This is a genomic window from Brevibacillus sp. RS1.1 (assembly GCF_013284365.1).
In the GTDB taxonomy this organism is placed as follows: domain Bacteria; phylum Bacillota; class Bacilli; order Brevibacillales; family Brevibacillaceae; genus Brevibacillus; species Brevibacillus brevis_D.
In genome coordinates, this window is sequence record NZ_JABSVA010000018.1 from 23,925 (window position 1) to 48,782 (window position 24,858).

Below are 24,858 nucleotides of genomic sequence, written 5' to 3' on the forward strand. Positions count from 1 at the left end.
GAGGTCACCCTTTCTGAATCAGAGTTGCGATTGGCAAGCGAATGCAAAATTGTGTCGTTTGTCCGCATGAGTCCTCGGATAAATCAATCATTCCTTGGAGACTGTCTGTCATTTCCTTTACGTATGAAAGTCCGATTCCCGTGGAAGGTCTGCCTGATACGTCGTATTTGGTCGTGAATCCAGGCATGAACAAGAGCTCTTTATCCTTCACCACAATGCCTGGACCATCATCGGTTACGACAAACTGAAGCCACCCCTGACTCTCGTCAATCGAAGCCACGATCGATACCATCCCCCGGTCGCGGATCGCTTCAACACTGTTGCCGACCAGATTGTTGATGAGTGAAAGTGTCGTGTAAATGTGGCAAGCGAGATACGGCACCTCCACATTCGTTTCAAACTGGATGTCCTTCTCCAATAGTCTCGCGTACTTTCGTTGTCCCTGAACAATGATCCCTATCAATTCGCCCAGTGGCATATAGTCTCGATCATTCTCGTCAGAAATCAGCTTGGAAAGACCAGCATATATGCGTTGATTGTCCTTTTTCACTTCATGCACTTGTCCGGCAAGGGATAGCAACCGCTTCGCGTAACGCTTGCTCGTCCCATTCTTTTGTTCCACCTCGTTCATCTCGCGATACAGCTCATAGCAGCTGCGTGTGATTTCCTCAACCTGATGCAATGTCTTTTTTAGGAGAACAGATTCCTCGTACAAATTGGAAATGAGCATCAACATCTGCTCGTTTCGATTACGCTGTTGCTTTTCCATCCATTTCGCCTGACGCAGCTGAATCATATTGAAAAAACTAAGGACAAAAAAACTGCGTATCAATGCAATCACAGCAATCGGCCCTACAACCTCCAACTGAAAAACTCCCTCCCAGGACACAGCACGGAAGGACAGCTCTACCAAATTCGCTGCTATTTCTGCGACTGTCCCCAACAGCCCCACCCAAAGCGGTCGATGATGTAGCGTATTAACGCGAAAGAGCGAGAATAGACAAGCAAAGGCAGCATAATAGCAAAATGCAGGGAAATGCATCTGAAAAGAAGCCAGAAGCGAAAAGACATCCTCATATAAAAAATCCAAGACTATTCTAAATAGAACGACAATTAATCCGGTTATGACCCCTGCCAAGAAAGAAGGACGCAGCCACAATAAAAAAAAGAAAAAAGCCGTTGTACCAAAGCTAATCCGAAACTCATCCTGAAACGGGTGAAATTTGAGCTCTCCGGCAATCGGGACAGCAATGAGCATAAGCAGCAAAATTGAAATGTTCTCTCTCATAAAATGTTGCCCGCACTTTCTCATATGAAATTGTTCAAAAAGCCGTTAACGTTTATTTCTTAGTTTACTATATTTTTCTATAGAATTTTGTAGTTTTTTATAGACCTCTCCTTACAATTCCGAAGAAAGCCATATAAACAGAATTTTTAGACTAAGGGGGAATTATCTTGAAGAAGCGTCATTTTCTTCTCTCGCTTACACTGCTTCTGTCCATGTCGCTTATGACGGCATGTGGTGGTGGCGGGAACTCTGCTCAAGGAGGGGCAGGTGGAGGCAGCTCCAGCTCAGGAGGAAGCGCCGATCCCTCTCAACTAATTCTTGCAACAGGCGGTACAGGAGGCACCTATTTCCCACTCGGCGGCGGCATGGCTGACCATATTACGAAAAACGCCGGGATCACTGCTACAGCCCAAGCCACAGGCGCTTCAGCAGAAAACATTCGCCTCATTCGCGATAAAAAGGCGGACATCGCCTTTACGCAAAACGACATTGCCGAGTATGCGTCAAAGGGAACGAACATGTTCCAGCAAGACGGTAAAATTGATTCCTTCCAGGCATTGGGCGCTCTCTACGATGAAACCATCCAAATCGTCGTCTCTGCTGACAGCAATATTAAAAGCGTTGCCGATTTGAAAGAGAAGCGCGTATCTGTAGGCGCTCCGGGAAGCGGCACAGAAGTGAACGCTCAGCAAATTTTGGAAGCATACGGGATGACCTTTGAAGATACGAAGCTCCAGCGCCTCTCCTTTGCTGACTCTGCCAAAGCCATTCAGGACGGGCAATTAGATGCTGCCTTCCAAACGGCTGGTACGCCTACCGCAGCAATCACGGAGCTGGCAGCGACAACTGGTGTAAAAATCATTCCCATTGACGCGGACAAAATCGATGCAATCATCGCCAAATATCCTTACTACGTGAAAACAACAGTCCCTGCCCATACGTACCAAACCGTTCCTGAAGAAGTGACAACCGTCTCCGTCAAATCGATGCTCTTGATTCGCTCCGATCTGAGTGAAGACCTCGTGTACAAAGTAACAAAGGCGATCTTTGAGAACAGCGACAAGCTCGGTCACGCCAAAGCCAAGGAAATCAAGCTGGAGAACGTGAAGAACGGCGTCAGCATCCCTGTTCACCCGGGGGCACAAAAGTACTTCGACGAAAAAGGCGTGAAGTAAAGCCAGATGGTTTTTATCCAGGCGGTAACAAAAGGAAGAGGGCGGACGTTGTTCCGCCTTTTCTCCTTCTTTCTTCTCATCACTGTCTTTTATGTAGGCATCTCCACTCCACTGTTTCCCGCTCTGGTTATCCGGGATACACAGTCAAATCAAGTAGTTTGGAGTGCCAGCATACAGAATGAAGCAGCCTTTGGCATTCGCTGGACTCATTCCATTCATCGCTCCACAATCGAGGAGCAATACCGGATTGTAGACGGTCAAATTATTTTGTCGGAGATGAGCTTTCACGACTACGGTATCGGCATGGAAAATGAATTGGCTCCTGGCGAGAAGCTGGTTCTGGCCGATGGACGATTCCACATTCGTAATATGCAGCGGTCTTTTCCTGCCCTCCGGCTGTTTATCGGGCAAGTACGTGCTAATCATACGTTGCTTTTCTCTGGACAGGATATTCCGTTGAGCTTGATCGACAAGCCGGGAGAAGCCATCACGATTCAGGCAGAAAAGCGATCCATTTTGAGCGAGTTAGGAGGTCACTATGAGTACAACAACAAATATAAACCAGCAAGAGATGGATAAGCTGATCTCGCAATACGACAAAGAATCAGCCACACGCCAGCTCGCAGGTCCCATGAGGTGGATCTCCTTTGGTCTACTTGTCCTTTTCTCCCTGTACCAATTATCCAGCACGCTTTTCTTCACGCTTCCTCCCCAGATTCACCGCCCGATCCACTTAGCCTTCGGGCTTGCCCTTGTCTATCTGCTATATGCGGGGACATCCAAAGGCAAGCATAACAAAATCGGAATCGTGAACATAATTCTTGCCCTGTTAGGTGTCTTCGTCTCACTCTATTGGGTCATTGACTACGAGGGACTTGTGACCCGAACAGGCAACTATACGACGATGGATATGGTTGTCGGCGGTATTGCTGTCTTGCTTGTCCTCGAGGCTGCACGACGAGTCGTCGGAATTCCAATCGCCCTCATCGCCACCATTTTTCTTTTATACACCTACTTCGGACCTTACATGCCAGGCTTTTTGGAGCATCGCGGCAGTGATGTCGAGCGGATTATCGGACACAGCTACTACACGCTGGAGGGGATTCTCGGTACTCCGCTCGCCGTTTCCTCTACCTTTATCTTTTTGTTTGTGCTGTTTGGTGCGTTTCTCGAAAAAACAGGCGTCGGTGAGTATTTTAACGATTTGTCGCTGGTCATTGCAGGTAGACGTATCGGCGGTCCGGCGAAGGTAGCCGTTTTTTCCAGCGCCCTGCAAGGGACGATTAGCGGCAGCTCTGTTGCCAATGTCGTTACCTCTGGTGCCTTTACCATCCCGATGATGAAGCGGCTCGGCTATCGCTCCGAATTTGCCGCTGCGGTGGAAGCCTCGTCCTCTACCGGGGGACAAATCATGCCGCCAGTCATGGGAGCTGCTGCCTTTTTGATGGCGGAGTTCATCGGTGTTCCTTACTTGGAAATCGCCAAATCAGCGATCCTTCCTGCGATTTTATTTTTCGTAGGGATCTGGATTATGACGCATTTTGAAGCGAAGCGACTCGGATTACGCGGACTCTCGAAGGAAGAACTGCCGAACAAAAAAGAAGTTTTGAAAAAAATGTACCTGCTCCTTCCCATCGTGATCATTATTACAGCCTTGATGATGAACATATCAGCCGAGCGCTCCGCGATTATCGGTATTGTCTCTACGATTGTCGTAGGAGCCTTCCGAAAAGAGACCCGCATGTCTATTGCTGATATTTTTGCAGCGCTTGCCTCAGGTGCTAAAATGGCTCTTGGCGTCGTCGCTGCAACCGCGTGTGCCGGAATCATTGTCGGTACGATTACGTTGACAGGGATTGGGTTGAAGCTGGCAAATGGTCTGATTGATCTGGCTGGCGGTCAGCTTTTCCTTACGTTGTTCTTTACCATGATTGCATCGCTCATTTTGGGAATGGGAACGCCAACAACGGCCAACTACATTATCACTTCGACCATCGCGGCTCCAGCGCTCATTCAATTGGGCGTTCCTGCTATCGCGGCTCACATGTTTACCTTCTACTTCGGAATCGTCGCAGACATCACTCCGCCAGTTGCGCTTGCTGCCTTTGCCGCATCAGGCATTGCCAAGTCAAAGCCGATCCAAACAGGTGTAGAATCAACGCGACTATCGATCGCCGCTTTTATGGCTCCCTATATTTTCGTCATCTCGCCAGCCTTGCTGCTCATTAATACCACCTTGCTGGAATCGATCTGGGTCATGCTGACATCTATAATTGGGATGATCGGTGTGGGAGCAGGATTGATCGGGTACTGGATGTCCAAACTAAACGTACTGGAGCGAATCCTGGCCATTGCGGGTGGCGTGCTCGCGGTCATCCCCGGAATTGAAACGGATATCGCCGGATTTATTTTGATCGCACTCGTATATTCCCTGTCGTATTACAAAGCCCGCAAGCAAAAGCAATCTGTACAAACGACACTGTAAAAAAACCAAAAACCCTCCCAAGCATTCGTTTCCTGTTTTCAGGAAGCTCTTTTGCCCAGGAGGGTTTTCTTCATTTATTCTTCTTGTTCGCTTTGAATGATTTTGGTCCAGCCGTCTACTTGCTCCACGCGGCGTTCCTTCATCAGCTTGCCAAGTGCTCGCTTGAAGCTGGACTTGCTCATTTGGAATTTTTCTCGGATGACATCCGCTTCCGTCGAATCGGTATAAGGCATAGCCCCGTCACGATTGATCAAATAGCGCAGCAGCTTGTCCGCATCTTCGCCATACTGTACTTCCTTGCGCTCTTTCATGGAACCGTTCAGACGACCATCCTCACGTACAAAGCTAATGCGGCAGCGCACCGTTTGTCCGAGGCGCAGACGCCCCACCATTTCATCACGATGAATGAAAAGGATATGCTCGTCCTCCGTCAACAGGAATGCACCTGCTTGAATCACTTTGTAGACCGTACCCTCGACAGATTTGTTTTTCATACTCTCATCTGCCATTGCTGCGATCTTAACGATTTCGTTTTCCGTGACCGGCTTGGCCAAGAGTCTGCCGAGCTTGTCTTGCTTCAGCGCTACTAGCATTTGATCCTTGGGACGCGGCCATTCATCGCTATGCTTGGGCAGGTCATCGATGAATAAGAGCAGGTCCTTGTTAATGCCATTGTCCAGGAATACACCCATGCGCGGAGAAATGTCCACGACTTCTAGCCAGCCGTATTCACCCATGCCGACATGAGGCATGTCCATGGTCGCAGCCAATCGGTTTTCGTGATCATGGTACAAAAACACTTCGACCTCATCATCGATATGTAAACGCTCGTGCGCTTCATTGGCATGGAGAAACACTTCGTCTTTGCCATCGCTCAAGAAATAGCCGATTTCTGTTTTACGCGCTACCGTCATGGTAAGCGTCATCCCTGCCGCCAAATTGCCGTTCTGAATGATTTGGGGCTCACGCTTTTCACGCATTTGTCTTTTGTACATATGTATTTTTTCCTCGCTCTCTACCTTTGTGCACACTAACTATACCCATCTCCCGCAAGAAAATACCACAACTTTTTTCTAACAAAATAACGATGCCCAACGAAATAGGCAAGTCTTCCATTCACGGACATACATATGACAGTAAGACTGGCTTGGCCCTACTTTTTCAAGACTGGAGTGACTCTTGCCTATGCTGTTGTTGCTTGAACATATTTTTCTCGGTATTGTACAAGGCTTGACTGAATTTTTACCGATATCCAGCACGGGTCATCTCGTCCTGTTTCGCAAAATGTTTGGTATGCAGGAGGTCGGCCTTTTATTTGACACGATGCTTCATTTCGGTACGCTGATCGCTGTCGTTATCGTCTTTTGGCCACAGGTTCGTTTTATCATCATGAATCCGATGAGCAAGCTGACAAAGCTATTAGTCGTAGGTACGATACCTACAGCAGTGATCGGACTCGCCTTTGAAGATTATTTTGAAGAAATCTCGCAGACGGGCATTACGATCGGGTGGGAATTTCTTGCGACAGGCGCGATCCTCTGGGCGGTCGAGTCCATGCGCCGTGGAAATCGGCGATTCGAGGAAATCAACTACACGGACGCCCTGATCATCGGGACACTGCAAGGTGCTGCGATCCTGCCTGCTATTTCCCGCTCTGGGCTGACGATTGCCGGCGCTCTCCTACGCGGGATCGACCGTGCTGACGCTGCGCGCTTTTCGTTTTTAATATCCTTGCCAGCGATTCTGGGTGCTTGTGTCTTGCAAACAGCCAAGCTCGTAGAAACACCGCTTGAAACAGCCTTATTGATCCCGATGCTCGTGGGCACCATGTTTGCCGGACTTGCTGGATATGTTGCCATTCGCTGGATGCTTACGATCATCAGTACAGGCTCGATGAAGGGCTTCGCCATCTACGTCTGGGTATTGGGTGGGTTCATTTTACTCATGCAGCTTTTGGGCTGGTAATGCAAAAAAAGCCGGCTGCTTGCTCGCCGGCTTTCATCTGCTTTCTTCCTTGTCTGGATAACGGCTGGCAATTAATTTGCCTACCAATAAAATAACGCCGTAGAACGCTGTTGCCAAAAGCGAGGTAGCCAGCCACGTCGCCGTCCCCAGTACCAGATAGAGCGCGGCATGAGCAACAAAGATACCCACCAGCCACACCATAATGTTCATTCGATTAAAAAATGTCATCAAACTACGCAATTACCTTGCACCTCCACCATTCCATTTACTACTGTTATAGCCGATGGAACGGTGTTTTATCCCCTTACCACTCTCCAAGATCAGGATGAGGCACTATAACTGCAAAGCCTGCTCGCTCCAAAATTTCTGCAAGTACCGAAAGAGGCGTGTCGGCAACCTCTCTGTACATTTTCGGCGTATGCAGATGGATTGCATCAGGAAAATCTTCACTTAAATGCGTTCGCAATTTTTTCCCGCTGTCGTCTTCATCAGTAAATAGGTATATCTCATCTGCATCTGCTACTTCCGTTTGAGCGAGCAGCTTCTCCCCTTTTTCCAAGCTATAGGAACCGTACGTACAAAGAATCGTGACAGGCTCAGCCAGCACCCGAAGCAAACGTTCTTTGTCTGTCTTCCCCTCCACGATCATGACACACCCTGCCATCCGCTCCCATCCTCCCTGACGCACCCTTTTTATTTAGTATACCTCAACTGCCGTCTAGGAAAATGAGGATGACTACTCCCCCGCGAAACAAGACATCTTAAGTAAGCATCCATTAGCAAATAGGGGGTAGTAATATGTCCAAATTCAAAAGCGCCAAAAACCTGAATCAAAAAGGATTAGCCGTAGCAGGGCTAACCAGCAGTACCGTTGCAGATGATACGCATACCGAAGACAACCAAGGCGCTTCCTATCAGCACCAACACAACAACGAAAACATAAAGAATAAAAAATAAAAGGAATGAAATGGTTGCCTGGATAGCGTTTCCCTAGTAAGATAGTTTTATGAATATTGAACAACTTGAACTCACCGAAAAGCGAATCAAGATTTTTAAAGCGTTGGCAGATGAGACAAGGCTAGCCATTTTAAAGGCCTTATATCATTCCAGCAACGAGCTGAGTTGTACAGAAGTGGGTTTGACCTGCGATACTTCCAAGTCCAATGCCTCCTATCATTTCAAGACACTTCGAGAGGCAGGACTGATCAAAGTAAGAAAGGAGGGGCAAACACGGTACATGCGCATTTATAAAGAGACATTTGATCAAATTCTGCCTGGCTTTTTAGATACCTTATAATTGGTATCCTTTTTTTGCTCTTTAGTTCAAAAGTTATTTAACTATATAATTATAAAACGAAGAGGAGAGTTTTTTATGGAGCGCCTATTTTTGATGATCTTTTTCTTCACCATGTTTTTGATCGGTACGAATACATTTATCATTAGCCCACTGCTGCCAACCTTGCGAGAGCTATATCACGTATCCACTAATCAGGCAGCTTGGCTGATCGGAACCTATGCTCTCGGATTTGCTTTAGCCGCTTTAATCGCCGGCCCGCTATCTGATCATCGAAATAGGAAACATGTGATGGCAGTTGGTATGCTCGGATTTGCCCTTTCCACACTTGCATGCGGCTTTGCACCTAGTTTCACCGCGATGCTTTTCTTTCGCTTTCTTGCCGGGATCTGTTCAGCCTTTATCGGTCCGCAGGTGTGGGCCGCCATTCCTGTTTTGTTTCCCCCTGCTCGTATCGGAAAAGCAATGGGGGTTGTCATGGCAGGTCTTTCGGTTTCCCAAGTGATCGGTGTACCTATCGGCAGTTTTCTGTCAGCTTATCATTGGTCGTTTCCTTTTTTGGCTGTAGGAATTGCTTCTATCGGAGCTTTTGTACTCATCATCCGAAAACTTCCTGATCTATTGCCTCCTACCTCCATACCCGGACTTGGAACCACCAACGCTATTTTTGCACGTTACAAGGATCTGTTGCGACTGCCACAAGCTTCACGCAGCTTTATCGGCTATTTCGTTTTCATGACGGGTGTCTATGCAGTCTTTTCATTCTATGGCGTATGGCTTTCCGATCAATATCAGCAATCTGTTACTGAAATTGGCTTGATCACTTTAGTTATCGGGCTTGGCAACACCGTTGGTAGCTTACTCAGCGGTTGGTTACTCGAGCGTTGGAAGAGAAGTACGATTTTGACCGTTGGGTTTCTGGGCAGCGCCCTGCTCTATCTTGTTTTGCCTTACATACCGGGAATCGGCCTTTTGCAGGTTGTCCTCTTCTTCATGTATTGCTTCGGCGGTGTACTGGTGCCTGTCCTGATGGGTTACTTGCAATCATTGTCCGACACCTCGCGCGGTACCATATCGAGCTTGGCTAATGCTTGCATGTACATAGGAACTTTCATTGCTTCTTCTTTCGCAGGCAGTTTGTATTCGATTTTTGGTTTCGTGGGGGTCAGCACCTTCGCCACCTTCACTTTTCTGATCGCCTATTTTCTCTTCGTTTGGAGGACAGGTAAATTACATGTAACCGCACAAGCTTGAGTCCTTTACTTTCCCTCTCCGCCTTGCTACGCTATGGTCAAATTCATTTTATCGCAGTCAGCAGAACGGAGAGGGTTAGATGGATTCGCCTTCATCTTTGTGGAAAAACGGGTCGTTTCTCAAGCTATGGCTAGCGCAATTGATGGCCAACATTGGAGATCAGTGCTACAGCTTTGCCTTGCTCTGGTATTTGCTTCAAGCAACGAAATCAGGGACGGTGCTCAGTCTCCTCGCCATTCCGGAGATGGTTGCTGGCCTGCTGTTTTTCCTCATTAGTGGCGTACTTGCGGACCGATACAGTCCACGCCTGCTTATGGTTATGGCTGTCCTCTCACGAATTGCCGTGGTGATCGTCGTTGGCTTCCTTACAGTGATGGGAATCGAGCAGTTTTCGTATTTTCTTATAGCCCAATTTGGGTTAGGATTGTTCTCCAGTCTGTTCCAACCAGCCCGGACTGTGGCGATCAAATCAGCAGTTCCCGTGGATCAGCTAGGACAGGCAAACGCCATTTTGGATACAACCATGCGAACAGTTCGAATTATTGCGCCAATGACAATCGGGCTTGTCGCCTCTTTCTTGCCACTTTCCACCTTGTTTTTTATCAACGCAGGCAGTTATCTCATCTCGGTATTCTTTCTTCAAGCACTTCGCCTCTCTAAGACCAATCATTTCCCTGTCAAAATGACACCTCGCCAGTACATCCGTGATATTACCTCAGGGGTACAAGAGTTGAAGCGAAATCGAACATTACTGTTGGTCCTACTCTTTGGCAACATGGGCTTTCTCATTTGGCAGGTCACGTATACGGTGGGCTACCCCTTTTTAGCCGAACGCATGCAACAAGGCAACGGAAGTATATTAGCCATCCTGTTTGGTTTTTATGGAATCGGAAATTTGCTGGGGAGTCTGTACATGACCCGGATGAGTTCTACTCGCTATTTGTTTCTCATTTTAATCGGGTGGTCTTTTCAGGCATGCGGGTCCTTTTTACTCATGATGGGAGGGAGTGCTTCCTGGACCGCTTTCCTCGGAGCTGCCGTCTCAGGAATAGGGGGACCGCTCATCGGCATTCCTACCGTGACTGCGATTCAAATGAAAGCATCCAGCAACAGTACAGGCAAGATATTCGCAATCAATTTGCTTGTGCTCACCTTCTTTTCGACGTTGTCCAGCAGCCTCGGTGCAATCTGGATGGGCAAATGGCCCGTCGAACAGCTTTTCCTCGTCAGTGGACTATTCCTCGCTGCCATGAGCTTCACTGGCTTCCTGATAGAAAAACGAAAACCAACCGCACAACATCAATCCTCCTCTGTTTAAGTAACTTTTTGCTACCAAAAAAGCCGGTTTTTCCTCCTTCAAGGAATCACCGGCTTTTTCAGTACGGATTTAAGGCATTTCAACTGGCTGTTGTTGTGTTACACAATGAATCATCCCGCCATATTTATAAAGCTCTCTTACATCAATGCCAATCACTTTACGATCAGGGTAGAGTTTTTGGATGCTATCGTTTGCGACCTTGTCATTCGGATCATTATAATTCGGAACTAATACAACGGTATTCCCAATATAAAAATTGAGATAGGAACCTTTGTATCCTAAGTCCTTTCCATTCTTTAAAACGACATTGTGTTTCGTTATTGGTAAATACTTATACTGATACGATTTTCCAAAAGCATTCTTTGCATGCAGTAATGTTTTTCTATCCTTATTCGGGACACCCCATTCTTCCAAATCATGTTCATTCATCGTAATGATGGTTGACTGATCATAGAATTTAGCAAAACCATCAATGTGAAAATCTGTAATGTCCTCACCTGGCACACCATCTAACCAAATAAAGTTCGTAGCACCAAGGTACTCTTTTATATATTCCTCAATGTCATCTTCTGAAAATTGGGGATTTCTATTCTTATTCGTAACAGCACTGCGCGTCGATAAAAATGTACCATTTCCATCCAGTTCAAATGCTCCACCTTCAAGCACAAGATCATTCAAATCAATTCGTTCCATTCCTGATTGCTTGCTTAGCTTGCTTGAAAGTAATGCATCTTTTTTATACGGCGTTTTCTTCCCCCATCCATTAAATCCCCAGTCCATCATTTTCAAGTTCTTATCCTTGTCGTATACAAAGATCGGTGCAGTGTCTCTTGCCCATACATCGTCCGTAGGCGCAATGTAGAAGTCAATTTTGTCCATATGGTTACCTTCCTCGTACAGAAGATCATAAATATAGTCCTTTTCGTATTGATCATAGGCGACAATATGGACATTTTCCCCTTTACTTAAGGCATCTGTCATCTCGATCCAAATGGACTCAACCTCTTCTTGATAACCTTTCCCATACGTAAAGTTATGCGGCCATAGTAACCACGTACCTTCATGCTTGCTTTTTTCATCAGGCATGGTGTACTTGCCTACGAATTGTTTTTCCACACCTTGATTCTCCTCCGCTTTACTTGGCATACACCCTATTAAAATCCCGGCCGTTAATACAACCCCTGAGCACAGTACCATGAACTTATTCAATTTCATCATCCCCTCATGTCCTAGAAGCTTTCTTGCAGAAGTAGAATAAGCTTTGACATAGTGTCAAGGTCAAGCAGTTACTATTTGGCTTTCTTCATGACCGGAAAAGAGATTTGCGTCACATATTCTTCGACAGGACAGTCACATTCTGTGCCTTTCAAGTAGGTTTCGTAAGGCGGACCTTCCAAGCAGTAGCCGTTGCTATCTGTCCACTCCTCAAGTGCCATATGGGCGTAACCGATATCGTCATAACTTCCGAAATGCAAAGTAGTCGCAACAAACTGTTCGGGAAGTTGTTTAATTTGCCATTCGTTTGATGAATCAACGCCATCTCCATTTAGGATCGGGATCATCAGCTCCATATTGCTGTGGTCAGGGGCGAATTCTTCATCGAAAAACACAACAGACGGAGCGCCCAGTAGCTGAACTTGATTTTCTTCCGCCTTTGCGTACATAGAATCAATGGACTTGTCCATATCCGCAATACGAATCTGTAATCTTTGACTGATGACACTTACTTCGTTTCTCATTCCCAACAATATATCGTACGATCTTCTTTCCCCACGAATGATATCCGCTTTTTTTTCAATCATCTCTTGCATTTCTGTAATGATTTGTCTATATCGATTCATCTCATTGGATAATTCATTTATTTTCGAGTGGATCAATCCAATAAATAATTTCCTATCTGAAGTCTGAAGGATCGCTTTAATCTCAGGCAGGGAAAATCTGTATTCTTTCAGCTTCTTGATCAATAAGGCTGTTTCTAATTGACTCTTTTCATAGTATCTGTACCCATTTGTTGTATCTACATGTACGGGCTTCAAAAGTTCTTCCTTGTCATAATGTCGCAACATGCGTGCACTCATTTTGCAAAGCTGAGAAAATCTGCTAATTGTGTACATATTTCTCCCTTACCTTCTGTGATGGTATCAGAGGTAATTATATCATTCCGTATCGAAGTCCTCCCGATGCCTTCAATCGATGTTTTCTCATTATTTGCAAAAAAACAATTGCATCCGAAATTTTCATGTCATATAATCTGACATAAATAAATCAGTGTCAGGTTATCTGACACAGAAAAGAGGTGGATGGATGGAACCTACTGTCGCAAGTCTCTCGTCTGCCATTGACGCCACATGGGTCATGGTCTCGGCCATTCTGGTCATTCTCATGCAGGTTGGATTCGCCCTGCTGGAAGCCGGTTCTACTCGCATGAAAAACGCCGGTCACGTCGCAGGCAAAACGGTCCTTACCTTCGGCATCTGCTCGATTGCCTTTTGGGCGTTCGGCTTTGGGCTGACCTTTGGAGACGGGAACTCTTTCATTGGACTTTCCGGATTCTTTTTTGACGGCATGCAAAAAGACGCTTTCTCCGCTTTTTCCGTTGCAACTGTACCTATCTCGATTCTCTTCCTCTTTCAGCTCGCTTTTGCAGCCGTTTCACTCGCGATCGCCTGGGGCGGTTTTGCTGAACGCGCCAAGCTATCCATTTATTTTCTGTTCAGCGTACTATTTACTGTCCTCATCTACCCTGTCGTCGGTCACTGGGTATGGGGCGGTGGTTGGTTGGCGCAGCTCGGGATGCAAGACTTCGCTGGTTCTACGGTTGTCCACCTTCAAGGCGCCATCGTCGCACTCGTCGCCACTATCCTTTTGAAACCCCGCATTGGAAAATACAATCGCGACGGCAGCTCCAATCTGATTCCAGGTCACAACCAAGTCTACTCTGTGCTAGGTGTCCTGTTTCTCTGGATCGGCTGGTTCGGCTTTAATGCTGGTTCCACGCTCGGCAGCACATCTGGATTTTTCGGCTATATCGCTGTCACTACCAATCTCGCTACCGCAGCGGGCGCTGTCGCCGCTCTTGCTATCTCCTGGATCGTCATGGGAAAAGCAGATATTCCAAGCATGCTCAACGGCGTCCTCGCAGCTCTCGTCGCGATTACAGCATCCTGCGCGTTTGTCGATCCGTGGGCAGCTGTCGTGATTGGTTCTGTGTCAGGTATTCTAACATTTTATACATCTATTTGGTTTGACCGCATGGGGATTGATGATCCTGTCTTCGCTTTTTCCGTGCATGGGGTGGCTGGTATATGGGGAACGTTGTCCACGGGCTTATTCGCTACCCCGGAGCTTGTCGAAAAGGTCGGCGTAGGCAGTCCTGGGCTGTTTTATGGTGGCGGTCTGCATCAGCTAGGGGTTCAGGCGTTGGGCTTGGCTGGCTCTGCGCTCTACGTTTTCGTAGTAGCCTTCATCATTTTGTATGTGTTAAAAGTAACCATTGGCCTGCGAGTCACTGAAGAGGAGGAGGTGGTTGGTCTTGACCTTAGCGAACACGGGGGATACGGCTATCCCGAACTACTCCAGCCTGAACGCGCACGACCGACTGGATCTACTCAAAGCAGCACCTCTCATTTTCTCACCTGAACAAGTGGAAAAAATACGGAATGCTGACTCCTTTGACGAGCTGGCCGTATTGCGACGCGAATTGTTGGACCCTTCCCCGTTACGTTCATTAAATCGCGCAGGGGAATTAGCCCCCTTTTCCATCGTCGTCAATCTGATTCATGATAATCTCATCCGACAAGGGGTGCTCCTCGCTGTGAATGACCTTGCCAAAAGAGGCTTGGGTACCCCTCCCGTCCCCTTTGCCTTTCTGCAATTCGGCAGTGGCGGCCGATCAGAGCAAGCACTCATCAGCGATCAGGATAACGGTCTCGTCTATCAACTGCCAGATCATCTGGGCGAACAAGAAATAGAGAAGATACATGGCTACTTTCAATTGCTAGGGGCGACGATCGTTGCTGGTTTGGAGGTAGCTGGCTATCCTCCCTGCCAAGGGAACGTCACTTGCCTCTCCCCAAAATGGCGAGGCAGCACCGAACATTGGCTGGACCAAATGGACAGATGGGTCTCTCACCCCATCTGGGAAAACGCCCGTTATTTACTACTCGCAAGTGATGTGCGTGTCCTATGGGGTGAATCGGCTATTTTTACTCCCGTCCATGACCGTTTCCGTCAATTGCTTGCAGGAAACGTCTTCTTGCTGAATCGACTGGTGAGCAATACACTGCATTATCGAGTGCCGCTCGGAATCTTCGGCAGAGTTTTACCTGAGGTCCATGGACGTTTCCGCGGTGCCATCAATGTGAAGTATGGCATCTATTTGCCACTAGTGAATTGCGTACGGCATTTTGCCTTGGCACATGGCATCTTTTCCAGCTCTACTTTGGAACGGTTGGATCTACTCGGCGAAAAAGGCGTCTGGAGCAAAAGCTTTTGTGACGAGGTAGCCGCGTACTTCCGTCAAGTCCAAGGTCTGCGACTGATCGCTCCCCTCCATTGGAAAGATGGACAATACACAAGCAATAGCTATATCAAACTAGGGGAGCTTTCTCCTGACACCCAAGTGATGGTGCGACAATCGATGAAGCTAGCGATCCGCCTGCAAAAAATGACAGAAAAGCTCCCGTCCATTTTTGGGGGATAGGAGGAGATTACGTGGCAAAATGGGACTTATTCGCTCGCATTTGGCATATGAACCGTGACATGCCGGATATTGCAGATGATAAACAACACATCGCCTATTTGCGCTCCATCTCCAAAGTGAATAAACAGGTCGATTCCAGTGCCGATATTCCTCTACACGATCTGGAGGTTGTCGTCGTCGATCTGGAAACGACCGGTTTTTATCCCGATCACGGGGACGCGATTATATCGATCGGAGCAGTCGCCATGAGAGGAGAACACCTCCTCCTCGGCGATTCTTTTTATACGTTGGTCAATCCCGGACGGGCGATTCCTCCACACATCCGCTCTCTCACCGGGATTACCGATGATATGGTTGCCGATGCTCCTCCGCTATTAGAGGCTTTATCTCGTTTTTTTCAATACGTTGGAGATCGGCCGCTCGTCGCCCATCACTCTCGCCATGAGCGTGAATTTTTGCGATCTGGACTTTGGAAAATGAGTAGGCGTCCATTTACCCATCGCATGCTGGATACGATGCTGCTCATCCGATTGTTGAATAATCCGATTGGCAACGGCTCGCTGGACGCCCTCTGTGCGGCCCACGACATCCCGATCTCACGCAGGCATCACGCTTACTGTGACGCTGTTGCCGCTGGAACGCTCTGGGCGAAGTATTTGGTAAAAGCACAATCCCAGGGATTTATAAACCTACGGCAGGTTTACGAAGCCGCACGCTAGAATTCGTTCGAATCGTTCAATAAGTCCTACCAACCAACATGAGGAGAGAATATTATGCTACAGATCAGAGACACAGTTCTGGGTGACCTGCCCGCTATGCTTGCTATTTACAACTACGCAGTGGAAAATCTAGTTGCGACCTTTGATTTGGAGCCACAGACCTTGGCCCAGCGCGAAGTGTGGTTTCACAAGCACGGTGGCAGACATCCGATCATCGTCGCCGAATACGAAGGGAAAGTGATCGGATATTGCAGTCTGTCCGTATTCCGTGAGAAGCCCGCCTATCAAAAATCAACGGAACTGTCTATTTACATCGCCCCTGATCAAAGCGGGAAAGGTGTCGGCACTACCTTGATGAGTGCGATTCTGGAGCGCGCCAGACAACTCGAATACCATACGATCGTGAGTGGAATCGTAGGCGGCAATGACGCCAGCGTGAAGCTGCACGAGAAATTCGGTTTTACATTGGCAGGGAAGTTTCAAGAGGTGGGATTCAAGTTCGGAGAGTGGCACGATGTTCATTTTTATCAATGGATGGTCAAGTAACAAAATACGAAAAGCCGACACCCCTTTCCACAAGGAAGTGTCGGCTTATTTGTTTTGTAAGAAGCGAATCCATAAAAGTGGCACATCTTAAGCCAGGGTCTAATCCCTTAGCCCTTATGATATTAGTGTAACCGACGGATGATTATAAGTCTATATCTTTTTGAAAATTTGCACTAAAGTGGGTGTACCTGGCCAGGGAATCAAAAATAGGAGGTAACCCTGCTGTGCAATGGCTGTCATGGGATCTGAACCTGAAGACCAGATTGATCGGCGAGACCCTTTTCAACCTATTATTTTGGATGTACTTTCCCTTTCTTACCCTCCACTTTAGTGATACCTTTGGCAAAAATGTTGCCGGGTTACTCATGACAGTGCCACCGATTATGAGTATGATCGGCAATCTTTTTGGCGGCTATTTGGCTGATCGATTCGGTCGTCGATACATCATGCTGTCAGGAGCGTTTTTGCAGGCAGGCATGTTTGTCCTGTTTGCCTTCTCCCTCTCTTCTTGGATCGATTATCTTGCGTTTATAGGAATCGGGCTTGGCAAAGCTCTATACAGCCCGGCGAGTTCTGCGATGGTCGCTGATCTCACCTCCGAAAAAGACAGACGCAGAGTCTTCGCTACCTTCGTTACGGCCATGAACATTGGTGCCGTATTGGGACCCGCTCTGGGGGCCATCTTTTTCTTTCAATACCGCAGTGAGCTGCTGTGGACTTGTGCGCTTGTCACTTTTTTGTATTCGATTGCGATCTGGTTCAATGTGAGAGAAACACTGCCACAGTCCTTAAAAAGCTCTGTCGCCTCTATCCATTTCCCTTCCATTATGAAGGAGCAATGGAAGAGCTACGCCGTCATTCTACGCGACAAAGCTTTTGCTATCTATATTTTCGCGGGCATGCTAATAACGATCGCAATCGTGCAGCTCGATTTATTTTTGGCGGTCTATGTAAAAGAGTTTGTCCCAGCGCAGACACTTCTTACGTGGAATGCCTGGTCGCTCTCGCTTAGCAGTACGGAGATTTTCGGATGGATGCTGGGAATAAGTGGCCTTCTGTTTGTTCTGTGCGCTCTGCCAGTTACCAAATGGTTTGAGAACTGGAGCGACCGGAATATCTTCCTCTTGTCCTCCTTGCTATTTGGCATGGGCATGTTTTTGGTGGGTTTCACGACGAATGCCTGGCTGTTGTTCGGATGCGTGGTTGTCTTTACAGTTGGGGAAGTGATGCGAACTCCGGTCGAGCAGAGCTTCGTCAGCAAATACGCACCAGAACATGCACGGGGACAGTACATGGGTGCCGCTAACCTGCAGTACTCGCTTGGTCGCTTCCTCGCTCCCGTGACCGTCATTCTTTCGGAGTGGATCATGCCGATTGGTGTTTTTGGGTTTATCTTGTTCTGCTCTCTGTTGAGTGCCATTCTTTATGTGAAGCTATTCCAAATCGTTCAGATGCGCGAGTCCTCTCATTCCTGCTAAACGACAACAAAAAACGAAAAGTGGTTGCGCAGCCATAACCTCCTGCCAACCACTTTTTCATTTTCAGCATCATAATTTTTTCGGAGCTTCTAATTTCACAGGGTCAACCATTACTTTTATTTGTGCTGACGTTCCTTCGATCGTTACTTTCACATCGGAAACAACCATTTCTTTTGGCGTTTTTGCAATGTTGGTAACCGCAACGAATTGATCCAGCTCTGGAGTCCAGGTAAGTCCAGTAGCTTGAATCATCGCCTTCACTGTATGAACGTCAGGAACCCCTTCATACATGATACCGTCTATTGTTTTTTGATCGGCACTCAGCATAACGCTTACCCATATCGCTTTTTCATTTGCCGCATTTTCTTGTTTTGGATAATAAAAGCGGTAGTAATTCGTTTGCTTGTCCAACTCAAGCTGAAAAGGAAGAGTATGAATTCCTTTCACAGCTAAATCTTCTTTGATTTTATTGTACTGACTCAGGTACGTTTCTGTTGTCATCTGTTTAAATGAGGAAGCAGAATGGGAGATGCTCGTTTCAATTGCAGTCGTTTGGTTAGACATTCCGAGCATGGCAAGACCAGCGACTACGACAATGGCTACTACAGCGATGGAGACTGCAACCTTTTTCATGATGCGCTTCCTTCTGCCGAAGCCGCATCGATTTCCTTCGCCCCTGTCATCTCCAACAATGCTTCATAAGAGACGGGTAAAAGCGATTCTGCTATACCAGCCGCCGTATAAACCACCGGGAAACGCTTCAAGGAGCGATCCACAAATACAGGCACTTCTTCCTGTAAAGCAAACGGACAAACCGCTCCGACACGAAAGCCTGTCATTTTTTCTACCTCTTCCGGCGTAGCCATCTTTGGCTTTCCTTGTCCAAATGCTGCCTTCACTTGCTTAGGATGGACACGTACATCGCCTGCTGCCACAAACAAGGCGAACTGCTCATCTACCCGAAACAAGATCGACTTTGCGATTTGGCCGATCTCGACACCTAATGCCTGTGCTGCCACTTCCGACGTAGGCAACGGCTGTTCAAACAAAATTGGCTCGATACTCGAATCATAGCGTTGTACGTAGCTGCGAACCTTTTCTAAAGGGCTAGCGATCATTCCCCGTCACTCTCCATCTCCACTAAAAAAACGTCATCGCCTTGTGACACACTGCCAGTCGTGACAACTGAAGCATAAACACCGAAGTGATTGTTGTGACGCTTGACGCATGCCTTCAATACGGCAGGGGTCATCGCCAACGTTTCTGGGTCGATATTGACATATACACAGCGTTCGCAGTGCTTGTTGACTTGCAAGGTCACATCATTGATTTTGATCTGCTTGCCCAGCCATTTGTCTTCGGCGAACGGCTCATCATCCTCCAGGACAACGACCAAATTCCCCCGAAAGCGTCGTGGATCCACCTGTTCTGCGTCAATCTGCCGAGCAATCTCTCGAAGAGATGCATCCGTGACCAGCAAAATGTGATCTTCCCAGTTCACGCCGCCTTCATGCGGACTACTAATCATTGGCGTAACGGAGCGCTTCGCCGTCTCCGCGACATGGGCAAATAAGGCATCATCCCACGTATGCACACTGCCGTCTCGGGCTTCAATCCGAATCGGCGGGTACGCTTCTTTTCCTGTCCCTTCGCTCATGCTGGCATGATACCCGATTAAAGCGGGCACAACATCCGCACTGAGATACTTACCTTGACGAGCATTATCCAAAAAATAATAGGCACGGTCTCCATACAAGCCAAATTCATCGACCGTACTTGATGATAGCTCTTCCCCTCGCATCCCTTTGACAGGATGACGGAAAATGGTCTGCAGTGTTCCTACTTTTTTCATTTGGTTCCCCTCCCCAACGCTTTCTCTATCCGGATATAAACGAATTGCGAACCCGCCCCCAAAACGTCAGTCGCTTGTAGCGAGCGAATTTCACTTTGTCAGGTCCCACTCGGCAACGAATGGAACACACATCTTTCCACACTGCCTGCTCGCGGTCCAAGCCGATCATAATCTCAGGATTCATGACGATCAGCTCTACTTCATGATGCTTCGGCAATACGAGCGAGCTGTTGATCGTCCGATACGCTTGATTATTGATCGAAGCGATCTCGGACAACTGAATCGCCTCAATAGACGGATGAACAATCGCTCCATCCACCGCCTTGTTGTAGGCTGTACTTCCTGACGGTGATGAAACGATCAGGCCGTCACCGCGAAACGTCTCCAGCTCATCGCCATTTATATAGACGCATGTCACCAAGGTAGACAAATTCGCGTTGCGCAAAACCATTTCATTCAACGCCCACTTTTCATACTGCTTGCCATCTCTTGTGCTAATCCTGCACTGGACCGTCGGGTATTCCGCGATCAGAGGCTCATCGTTCATCAGACGCTCAACAAATTCGTCCAGCTCCTCGGGACGCCAGTCCGCATAGAAGCCGAGATGTCCCGTATGAATCCCCACATAAGACGGCTCGATTCCATATTGATGGACGGCCTCCAAAAGTGTCCCGTCTCCCCCGATGGACAACACCATATCCGGTTGCTCACCTGGTCCCTTCACAAAGGTAAACGGGCTATTTGCTGCATGCAGCTTTTCTTTTAATGCTTGTTCCACTTCTCGTGTATAATCGTCATTTCGCAGTACAGTCGCAATCTTCATGCTGGTCTGCCCTCACTTTTATCCTTACAAGCGGTCATGTACGCTCTGTTGTTTGTCTTCACTATACCATAGGAAAAATCGACTTGCATAAAATCCCACCTGTCACCAGTGGTCACTCTGAAAAGACTGCATGCGATACTGAGATAAACGCCTCTCTGTAGCTGGTGATATTTCCTGAGGAAGTTCATCCCAAGCGAAAAAGCGCAATTCCGCTACTTCTTTGTCATCCTTATGCAATTCTTGGCCAGGTGTGAGGTCGACATGATACAAGGCAATGTGGTCTCGTTTTCCTTCCCGCTCACTGTAAAACAGATGGCAGAGGGTAAGTACGTCTGCTCGTATCCCGCACTCCTCCCACAACTCCCTGCGAGCAGCTTCCCCAAACGACTCTCCTCGCTCTACCCCTCCCCCCGGCAAATACCAGCCATGGACATACGTATGCCGAATTAACAAAACTCCCTTTTCTTTATCCGTTACAATGACACGGACACCCAAGGTGAGAGGCTTGCGGATTTTCCAATACCATTTCGCCACTGCATGGTACCAGGCCATATTTCCACCTCGCTTTTTCCATGTGCTACCATTCTTTAGTCACCTATATTTTCCCTGCCATGAACAAGAAAAAACAGGCCTATCGGCGGCCTGTCTCACGCGAGGCGATTCTCCAGCTCTTTGACAACCGCCTCTGCTTTTCGAATCCATCTCGAATCAATCTGTGCGTCTTTGTCTACCGGCTCTTGAAACTGATTCATCAAACCCGAAGCGAGCGCCTCCGTGTAGCCGATATCTTCTTCTACCCCAGTCTGGTACACATGCCGGATCACAAACGGCCGCCCCAGTTCCAGCCATGCATCCGGGCTATCGAGCTCGCCTTGCAATACTTTTACAGGCAAGCGCAAATAGACCATGTTTTTATCATCCAGCGCCCGGTCGAAGTACCCTTGCTCATAATCCCAGTTGGATAATGTAAAATGCGGCTGAAGCGCTTCACGAAAATAGCCAAATGTCGCCCGAGTACCTGGCAAGCTGCTGTTTATTTGTTGCATCGTCAATCCCTGCCTTTGTTTATTCTATGAGAAACGTCCACCTTTTGTTCGTAGTGTGTGACAAAAGGCGAGGTTGTACTCTCACATCTACAAAAAGCAGCAAGCCTCTTAAGCCCTGATGGCCTTGAGAGGCTTGTAAGTTCCCCACCATTAAATCAAGACAATTGTCAGGAGTGTAAAGAGTGCCAATGGAATGATTCTACGTCCGTTCCGGCATCTTCTACGTCTTCTCCCTTGGACTTTTGGCAAAACATATGGCGGTGGGGGGGGTGGTGGCGGCGGACAAAAAAACGGCGGATACGGCGAGAATGGTGGAAATGGCGAGAGATTTTGCTCCCACGGACTTACCTGCGGTTTCTGCTCGCTATACGGACTGACTTGGGGAGCGGGACGGTTACTGCTGCTATACGGGCTGACTTGGGGGGCGGGACGATTGCTGCTGCTAAAAGGGCTGACCCGTGAGTTGTTGGAACTGCCGAAAGGGCTTACCTGACTGTATGGATTGAACTCATCGCCATAGGGACTTACCTGCGGAAAGTACGGATTGCCTCCATAAGGACTAAGATCGCCATAGGGAGGGTAACCTGCATACGGATTATAGCTCACATATTGAAAGTAATAATCAGGGTATTGCCCCCATCCTCCATACGGCTGCCGATGCGCCACTTCCATTACTTGATAAGGATTGTAGTCCTCATAGTTCTCATAATCATACTCTTCGAAAACTTCTTCTTCCTCCGCATCCTGGTCGACAACTTCTACGTATACGTTTTGATCATCATAATCGACAATGACGCCTTCAAACACTTGCCCGTCAAGTGCTTCGATGCGCACTTTTTTCTCCACGTGCTCCTTGCAGATGTTGTGCACATTTTCTCGCATATCCTTTAACAGGCTGACAAATTGAATGTCAGCCTGATACAGGTTTTTTTCAGAATCAGACTGCATGGAAACTCCTCCCCTTCTGGTGTTTCTTTATTACCATATACAAGTGCCCATGGGGAGGTTACCAGAATCTAGGCGTGACTAGCCCAATTTATAGAAAGCGGGCAGGTAAAAATGGCAAAAGGCGCTCCGTCTCTCCTTTTTCCACAAAGTCCGCCATCGCTTTTGCAGTGACAGGAGAAAGCAGGATGCCATTGCGAAAATGTCCGCCTGCGATCGACAGTCCTTCCCAGCCAGGAACGGGGCCCAAGAGCGGCTTGCCATCTTGGGTAGCAGGTCGAAGTCCACCCCACGCCTCCAGAAAGGTAGCGGAGTGAAGCGCAGGAACATACGGCATGGTCCCTTGCAGGATACTCGCTAAACCTGCCATTGTAACGTCTCGCTGGAAGCCACTCTCATCCTCAGTCGCACCAAGGACAATTTTTCCATCCTTTTTCGGGGTGATGTAGCCTGTCGTTCCGAAAATCACCGTTCGCAATGGAATGCCCACGGAAGAAACGGCCGCAATCTGCCCGCGTACAGGGCGAATCGGCACGGAAACACCAAGCATCGCAAGCATCATTCCAACCCACGCTCCCGAGGAAATCACGGTCTGTGTGGCACGTAGTGACCCTGAAGAGGTCTCGACCCCGATCACTTTTCCGCCTTTCACGGCAATGCCGCTTACCACACAGCCTGATAACAGCTTCACTCCTTGCAATTGGCAAGCAGTAGCCAAGGCGCGAAGAAGCATTCGATTGTTGATGTGTCCTTCGTACGGAGAATAGATGGCCGCTTGCACTTGATCGGTCAGAAGCGGCTCTATCTCTTTCACTTGCGATGTATTCGAGAGCCAATGTACAGCATGGCCCGCTTCTTTTTGCCAACGGTACTTGTCGGCGAGCTGTTGGACTTCCTCCTCATTTAATGCGACGGTCAGCAATCCATCCAAGCTTAGCTGTACATCTCCGCCAGTCAATTCTTCCAGCTCTGCTGCCCATTCCGGGTATAGCGCAAGCGACTCCATGCCCAAATCGAGCATCGGTCCAGGTGCTGTGAATTCTTTCAAAGGAGCAAGCATCCCGGCCGCAGCAGAAGACGCCTGCCCTCCCCATTCGCCCTGCTCGACCAAGATCACGCTCACCCCGCGCCGTGACAGTTCGTATGCCAAGCTCAATCCGATAATTCCTCCACCCACTACCAGACAATCACTCATCTTTTTTCTCTCCTCACCATGTTGATTAAGAATGTCTTGAACGTTGCTGTTGTGGCGTGGAGGAAACAGGAGAAAACGCTCAGATTCTAGGGCCACCCCCTGAAGGATTGACTGCACGACTCCATGCAAAAAGCGAAACCGCGTCCAAAGTGGTATCTTCAAGGATGTGTTTCAGAGGTGGACGCTTAAAGGCGTGTTTCGCTTTTTGCATTGCGTCTCGGGCGGTGTCCCAAAGATCTTCGCTGTTTTCTCCTGTTTCCTCTACGAGCCTTTCGTGTTATCCGATCTTTTAAAGCTTTAAAAATGTTGAAGAACGCAATCAGTTACGCCAGAGAAGAATATTTCCAGACGTAGCGACTTGTGGAGTCCTACCGAGCGGAGAAGGGATTCGCGGGCAACAGAAACGCAACCGTGCCCGGGCTACGAAGCGGCTACCACTTTTGCGTTTCCCCGCGAATCCCTTCGTAGCGGGCAGTCCCAGCCCCCAGCAGGACGGAGCCCTGAGCCTAGACTGGAAATATTCTTCTCTCCCCTACAGCCACATGCCCACTCCATAACAAAAAGCCCACCAGTTCCCGAGCAGGAAAAGGTGGGCTACACGCGCATAGGTAACAATCAAGCGAAAAGCGCTGTCTGCCGGCAACCGTATCCCTGCGCCGGCATGATCCGGATCAGGTGCAATGGGTCGATGGTCGATTGCTTCCATCCTCTCAGCCCCGCATGAAGGACTCCCCAAGTTGCTTGTTCATTATGATATTCCTTTGTAAGTATAG

General features: G+C 48.1%; 27 protein-coding genes and 1 riboswitch. Of the genes, 13 read left to right on the plus strand and 14 right to left on the minus strand.

Translation table 11 applies throughout. From position 1 onward, the window contains the following. Positions 1-4: 4 nt before the first annotated feature. The gene (locus tag HP570_RS28060; RefSeq protein WP_173627849.1) at positions 5-1,288 is read right to left on the minus strand and encodes a sensor histidine kinase; all 1,284 of its coding nucleotides are present in this window, start codon (positions 1,286-1,288) and stop codon (positions 5-7) included. A 167-nt stretch (positions 1,289-1,455) separates the two neighbouring features. Between HP570_RS28060 and HP570_RS28065 the strand changes: the two genes are divergently transcribed. From HP570_RS28065 to HP570_RS28075, 3 genes are read left to right on the plus strand one after another with little or no spacing between them, the layout of a single operon-like run. After that, on the plus strand, positions 1,456-2,463 hold the full coding sequence (locus HP570_RS28065; protein ID WP_041749255.1) for a TAXI family TRAP transporter solute-binding subunit: 1,008 nt from the start codon (positions 1,456-1,458) through the stop codon (positions 2,461-2,463). 6 nt (positions 2,464-2,469) lie between these two features. Continuing rightward, on the plus strand, positions 2,470-3,042 hold the full coding sequence (locus tag HP570_RS28070) for a DUF1850 domain-containing protein (protein ID WP_173627850.1): 573 nt from the start codon (positions 2,470-2,472) through the stop codon (positions 3,040-3,042). Further along, positions 3,002-4,948, plus strand: coding sequence for a TRAP transporter permease (locus tag HP570_RS28075; RefSeq protein WP_173627851.1), 1,947 nt, complete (start codon positions 3,002-3,004; stop codon positions 4,946-4,948). The genes HP570_RS28070 and HP570_RS28075 overlap by 41 nt, the downstream gene beginning before the upstream one ends. 74 nt (positions 4,949-5,022) lie before the next feature. Here HP570_RS28075 and HP570_RS28080 read toward each other — a convergent pair whose 3' ends face one another. Then, the gene (locus HP570_RS28080; protein ID WP_041749254.1) at positions 5,023-5,943 is read right to left on the minus strand and encodes a CvfB family protein; all 921 of its coding nucleotides are present in this window, start codon (positions 5,941-5,943) and stop codon (positions 5,023-5,025) included. Between the two features lie 190 nt (positions 5,944-6,133). Here HP570_RS28080 and HP570_RS28085 point away from each other — a divergent pair, with 190 nt between their 5' ends. Then, entirely contained in the window at positions 6,134-6,913 is a 780-nt protein-coding gene (locus HP570_RS28085; RefSeq protein ID WP_064202330.1) for an undecaprenyl-diphosphate phosphatase, read from the plus strand. Positions 6,914-6,946: 33 nt separating this feature from the next. Here the strand turns inward: HP570_RS28085 and HP570_RS28090 are convergent, their stop codons facing one another. Both HP570_RS28090 and HP570_RS28095 read right to left on the minus strand, forming a co-directional pair. Continuing rightward, entirely contained in the window at positions 6,947-7,153 is a 207-nt protein-coding gene (locus HP570_RS28090) for a hypothetical protein (protein ID WP_012684645.1), read from the minus strand. Between the two features lie 64 nt (positions 7,154-7,217). Further along, the gene (locus HP570_RS28095; RefSeq protein WP_173627852.1) at positions 7,218-7,577 is read right to left on the minus strand and encodes a toprim domain-containing protein; all 360 of its coding nucleotides are present in this window, start codon (positions 7,575-7,577) and stop codon (positions 7,218-7,220) included. A 134-nt stretch (positions 7,578-7,711) separates the two neighbouring features. Between HP570_RS28095 and HP570_RS28100 the strand changes: the two genes are divergently transcribed. The 4 genes from HP570_RS28100 to HP570_RS28115 all read left to right on the plus strand — a co-directional run bounded on the left by HP570_RS28100 (position 7,712) and on the right by HP570_RS28115 (position 10,779). Then, the gene (locus HP570_RS28100) at positions 7,712-7,870 is read left to right on the plus strand and encodes a hypothetical protein (protein ID WP_173627853.1); all 159 of its coding nucleotides are present in this window, start codon (positions 7,712-7,714) and stop codon (positions 7,868-7,870) included. A gap of 49 nt (positions 7,871-7,919) precedes the next feature. Then, positions 7,920-8,210, plus strand: a complete 291-nt coding sequence (locus HP570_RS28105; RefSeq protein ID WP_012684642.1) for an ArsR/SmtB family transcription factor — start codon at positions 7,920-7,922, stop codon at positions 8,208-8,210. 75 nt (positions 8,211-8,285) lie between these two features. After that, a complete protein-coding gene (locus HP570_RS28110) occupies positions 8,286-9,461 on the plus strand; it encodes an MFS transporter (protein ID WP_173627854.1) in 1,176 nt (391 codons plus the stop codon). 79 nt (positions 9,462-9,540) lie between these two features. After that, the gene (locus HP570_RS28115; RefSeq protein WP_173627855.1) at positions 9,541-10,779 is read left to right on the plus strand and encodes an MFS transporter; all 1,239 of its coding nucleotides are present in this window, start codon (positions 9,541-9,543) and stop codon (positions 10,777-10,779) included. A 69-nt stretch (positions 10,780-10,848) separates the two neighbouring features. Here the strand turns inward: HP570_RS28115 and HP570_RS28120 are convergent, their stop codons facing one another. Together HP570_RS28120 and HP570_RS28125 are read right to left on the minus strand one after the other, a co-directional pair. Next, positions 10,849-11,988, minus strand: coding sequence for an agmatine deiminase family protein (locus tag HP570_RS28120; protein ID WP_173627856.1), 1,140 nt, complete (start codon positions 11,986-11,988; stop codon positions 10,849-10,851). Positions 11,989-12,068: 80 nt separating this feature from the next. Beyond that, complete coding sequence (locus HP570_RS28125) at positions 12,069-12,893, minus strand: MerR family transcriptional regulator (protein ID WP_173627857.1); 825 nt, start codon at positions 12,891-12,893, stop codon at positions 12,069-12,071. A gap of 190 nt (positions 12,894-13,083) precedes the next feature. Between HP570_RS28125 and HP570_RS28130 the strand changes: the two genes are divergently transcribed. The 5 genes from HP570_RS28130 (at position 13,084) to HP570_RS28150 (ending at position 18,224) form a co-directional block, all read left to right on the plus strand. Beyond that, complete coding sequence (locus HP570_RS28130; RefSeq protein ID WP_173627858.1) at positions 13,084-14,418, plus strand: ammonium transporter; 1,335 nt, start codon at positions 13,084-13,086, stop codon at positions 14,416-14,418. Positions 14,419-14,467: 49 nt separating this feature from the next. Further along, positions 14,468-15,481 carry a DUF294 nucleotidyltransferase-like domain-containing protein gene (locus HP570_RS28135; RefSeq protein WP_173627870.1) on the plus strand — a complete coding sequence of 338 codons (1,014 nt, stop codon included), beginning with the start codon at positions 14,468-14,470 and terminating at the stop codon, positions 15,479-15,481. Between the two features lie 11 nt (positions 15,482-15,492). Next, complete coding sequence (locus HP570_RS28140; protein WP_173627859.1) at positions 15,493-16,200, plus strand: 3'-5' exonuclease; 708 nt, start codon at positions 15,493-15,495, stop codon at positions 16,198-16,200. Between the two features lie 54 nt (positions 16,201-16,254). After that, positions 16,255-16,746: a GNAT family N-acetyltransferase gene (locus HP570_RS28145; RefSeq protein WP_173627860.1), complete on the plus strand. Its 492-nt coding sequence runs from the start codon at positions 16,255-16,257 to the stop codon at positions 16,744-16,746. A 224-nt stretch (positions 16,747-16,970) separates the two neighbouring features. After that, a complete protein-coding gene (locus HP570_RS28150; protein ID WP_173627861.1) occupies positions 16,971-18,224 on the plus strand; it encodes an MDR family MFS transporter in 1,254 nt (417 codons plus the stop codon). Between the two features lie 69 nt (positions 18,225-18,293). Here the strand turns inward: HP570_RS28150 and HP570_RS28155 are convergent, their stop codons facing one another. From HP570_RS28155 to thiO, 8 genes are all read right to left on the minus strand, one after another. Beyond that, positions 18,294-18,857 (minus strand): hypothetical protein, encoded by a 564-nt coding sequence (locus tag HP570_RS28155; RefSeq protein WP_173627862.1) that lies wholly within the window; start codon positions 18,855-18,857, stop codon positions 18,294-18,296. Next, on the minus strand, positions 18,854-19,342 hold the full coding sequence (locus HP570_RS28160; protein ID WP_173627863.1) for a YbaK/EbsC family protein: 489 nt from the start codon (positions 19,340-19,342) through the stop codon (positions 18,854-18,856). The genes HP570_RS28155 and HP570_RS28160 overlap by 4 nt, the downstream gene beginning before the upstream one ends. Continuing rightward, positions 19,339-20,076 carry an MOSC domain-containing protein gene (locus HP570_RS28165; RefSeq protein WP_142498240.1) on the minus strand — a complete coding sequence of 246 codons (738 nt, stop codon included), beginning with the start codon at positions 20,074-20,076 and terminating at the stop codon, positions 19,339-19,341. Before HP570_RS28165 ends, HP570_RS28160 begins: the two co-directional genes overlap by 4 nt. A gap of 25 nt (positions 20,077-20,101) precedes the next feature. Continuing rightward, complete coding sequence (locus HP570_RS28170) at positions 20,102-20,899, minus strand: NAD kinase (RefSeq protein ID WP_016738898.1); 798 nt, start codon at positions 20,897-20,899, stop codon at positions 20,102-20,104. 102 nt (positions 20,900-21,001) lie between these two features. Further along, positions 21,002-21,451, minus strand: a complete 450-nt coding sequence (locus HP570_RS28175) for an NUDIX domain-containing protein (protein WP_173605726.1) — start codon at positions 21,449-21,451, stop codon at positions 21,002-21,004. A gap of 95 nt (positions 21,452-21,546) precedes the next feature. Continuing rightward, the gene (locus HP570_RS28180) at positions 21,547-21,945 is read right to left on the minus strand and encodes a YugN-like family protein (RefSeq protein ID WP_012684629.1); all 399 of its coding nucleotides are present in this window, start codon (positions 21,943-21,945) and stop codon (positions 21,547-21,549) included. Between the two features lie 150 nt (positions 21,946-22,095). After that, the gene (locus HP570_RS28185) at positions 22,096-22,893 is read right to left on the minus strand and encodes an LSm family protein (RefSeq protein WP_173627864.1); all 798 of its coding nucleotides are present in this window, start codon (positions 22,891-22,893) and stop codon (positions 22,096-22,098) included. 88 nt (positions 22,894-22,981) lie between these two features. Next, the gene (thiO, locus tag HP570_RS28190; RefSeq protein ID WP_173627865.1) at positions 22,982-24,085 is read right to left on the minus strand and encodes a glycine oxidase ThiO; all 1,104 of its coding nucleotides are present in this window, start codon (positions 24,083-24,085) and stop codon (positions 22,982-22,984) included. Between the two features lie 628 nt (positions 24,086-24,713). Next, a riboswitch (TPP riboswitch) is annotated at positions 24,714-24,830 on the minus strand. Positions 24,831-24,858: the final 28 nt, after the last annotated feature.

Excerpts from the sequence above, each read along its gene's own strand:
- HP570_RS28185 (WP_173627864.1), bottom strand. The coding sequence starts at position 22,893 with ATGCAGTCTGATTCTGAAAAAAACCTGTATCAGGCTGACATTCAATTT.
- HP570_RS28180 (WP_012684629.1), bottom strand. The coding sequence starts at position 21,945 with ATGCAACAAATAAACAGCAGCTTGCCAGGTACTCGGGCGACATTTGGC.
- HP570_RS28080 (WP_041749254.1), bottom strand. The coding sequence starts at position 5,943 with ATGTACAAAAGACAAATGCGTGAAAAGCGTGAGCCCCAAATCATTCAG.
- HP570_RS28160 (WP_173627863.1), bottom strand. The coding sequence starts at position 19,342 with ATGATCGCTAGCCCTTTAGAAAAGGTTCGCAGCTACGTACAACGCTAT.
- HP570_RS28115 (WP_173627855.1), top strand. The coding sequence starts at position 9,541 with ATGGATTCGCCTTCATCTTTGTGGAAAAACGGGTCGTTTCTCAAGCTA.
- HP570_RS28165 (WP_142498240.1), bottom strand. The coding sequence starts at position 20,076 with ATGAAAAAAGTAGGAACACTGCAGACCATTTTCCGTCATCCTGTCAAA.
- HP570_RS28070 (WP_173627850.1), top strand. The coding sequence starts at position 2,470 with ATGGTTTTTATCCAGGCGGTAACAAAAGGAAGAGGGCGGACGTTGTTC.
- HP570_RS28100 (WP_173627853.1), top strand. The coding sequence starts at position 7,712 with ATGTCCAAATTCAAAAGCGCCAAAAACCTGAATCAAAAAGGATTAGCC.
- HP570_RS28130 (WP_173627858.1), top strand. The coding sequence starts at position 13,084 with ATGGAACCTACTGTCGCAAGTCTCTCGTCTGCCATTGACGCCACATGG.
- HP570_RS28085 (WP_064202330.1), top strand. The coding sequence starts at position 6,134 with ATGCTGTTGTTGCTTGAACATATTTTTCTCGGTATTGTACAAGGCTTG.
- HP570_RS28170 (WP_016738898.1), bottom strand. The coding sequence starts at position 20,899 with ATGAAGATTGCGACTGTACTGCGAAATGACGATTATACACGAGAAGTG.
- HP570_RS28155 (WP_173627862.1), bottom strand. The coding sequence starts at position 18,857 with ATGAAAAAGGTTGCAGTCTCCATCGCTGTAGTAGCCATTGTCGTAGTC.
- HP570_RS28125 (WP_173627857.1), bottom strand. The coding sequence starts at position 12,893 with ATGTACACAATTAGCAGATTTTCTCAGCTTTGCAAAATGAGTGCACGC.
- HP570_RS28105 (WP_012684642.1), top strand. The coding sequence starts at position 7,920 with ATGAATATTGAACAACTTGAACTCACCGAAAAGCGAATCAAGATTTTT.
- thiO (WP_173627865.1), bottom strand. The coding sequence starts at position 24,085 with ATGAGTGATTGTCTGGTAGTGGGTGGAGGAATTATCGGATTGAGCTTG.
- HP570_RS28145 (WP_173627860.1), top strand. The coding sequence starts at position 16,255 with ATGCTACAGATCAGAGACACAGTTCTGGGTGACCTGCCCGCTATGCTT.
- HP570_RS28095 (WP_173627852.1), bottom strand. The coding sequence starts at position 7,577 with ATGGCAGGGTGTGTCATGATCGTGGAGGGGAAGACAGACAAAGAACGT.
- HP570_RS28060 (WP_173627849.1), bottom strand. The coding sequence starts at position 1,288 with ATGAGAGAGAACATTTCAATTTTGCTGCTTATGCTCATTGCTGTCCCG.
- HP570_RS28110 (WP_173627854.1), top strand. The coding sequence starts at position 8,286 with ATGGAGCGCCTATTTTTGATGATCTTTTTCTTCACCATGTTTTTGATC.
- HP570_RS28175 (WP_173605726.1), bottom strand. The coding sequence starts at position 21,451 with ATGGCCTGGTACCATGCAGTGGCGAAATGGTATTGGAAAATCCGCAAG.
- HP570_RS28075 (WP_173627851.1), top strand. The coding sequence starts at position 3,002 with ATGAGTACAACAACAAATATAAACCAGCAAGAGATGGATAAGCTGATC.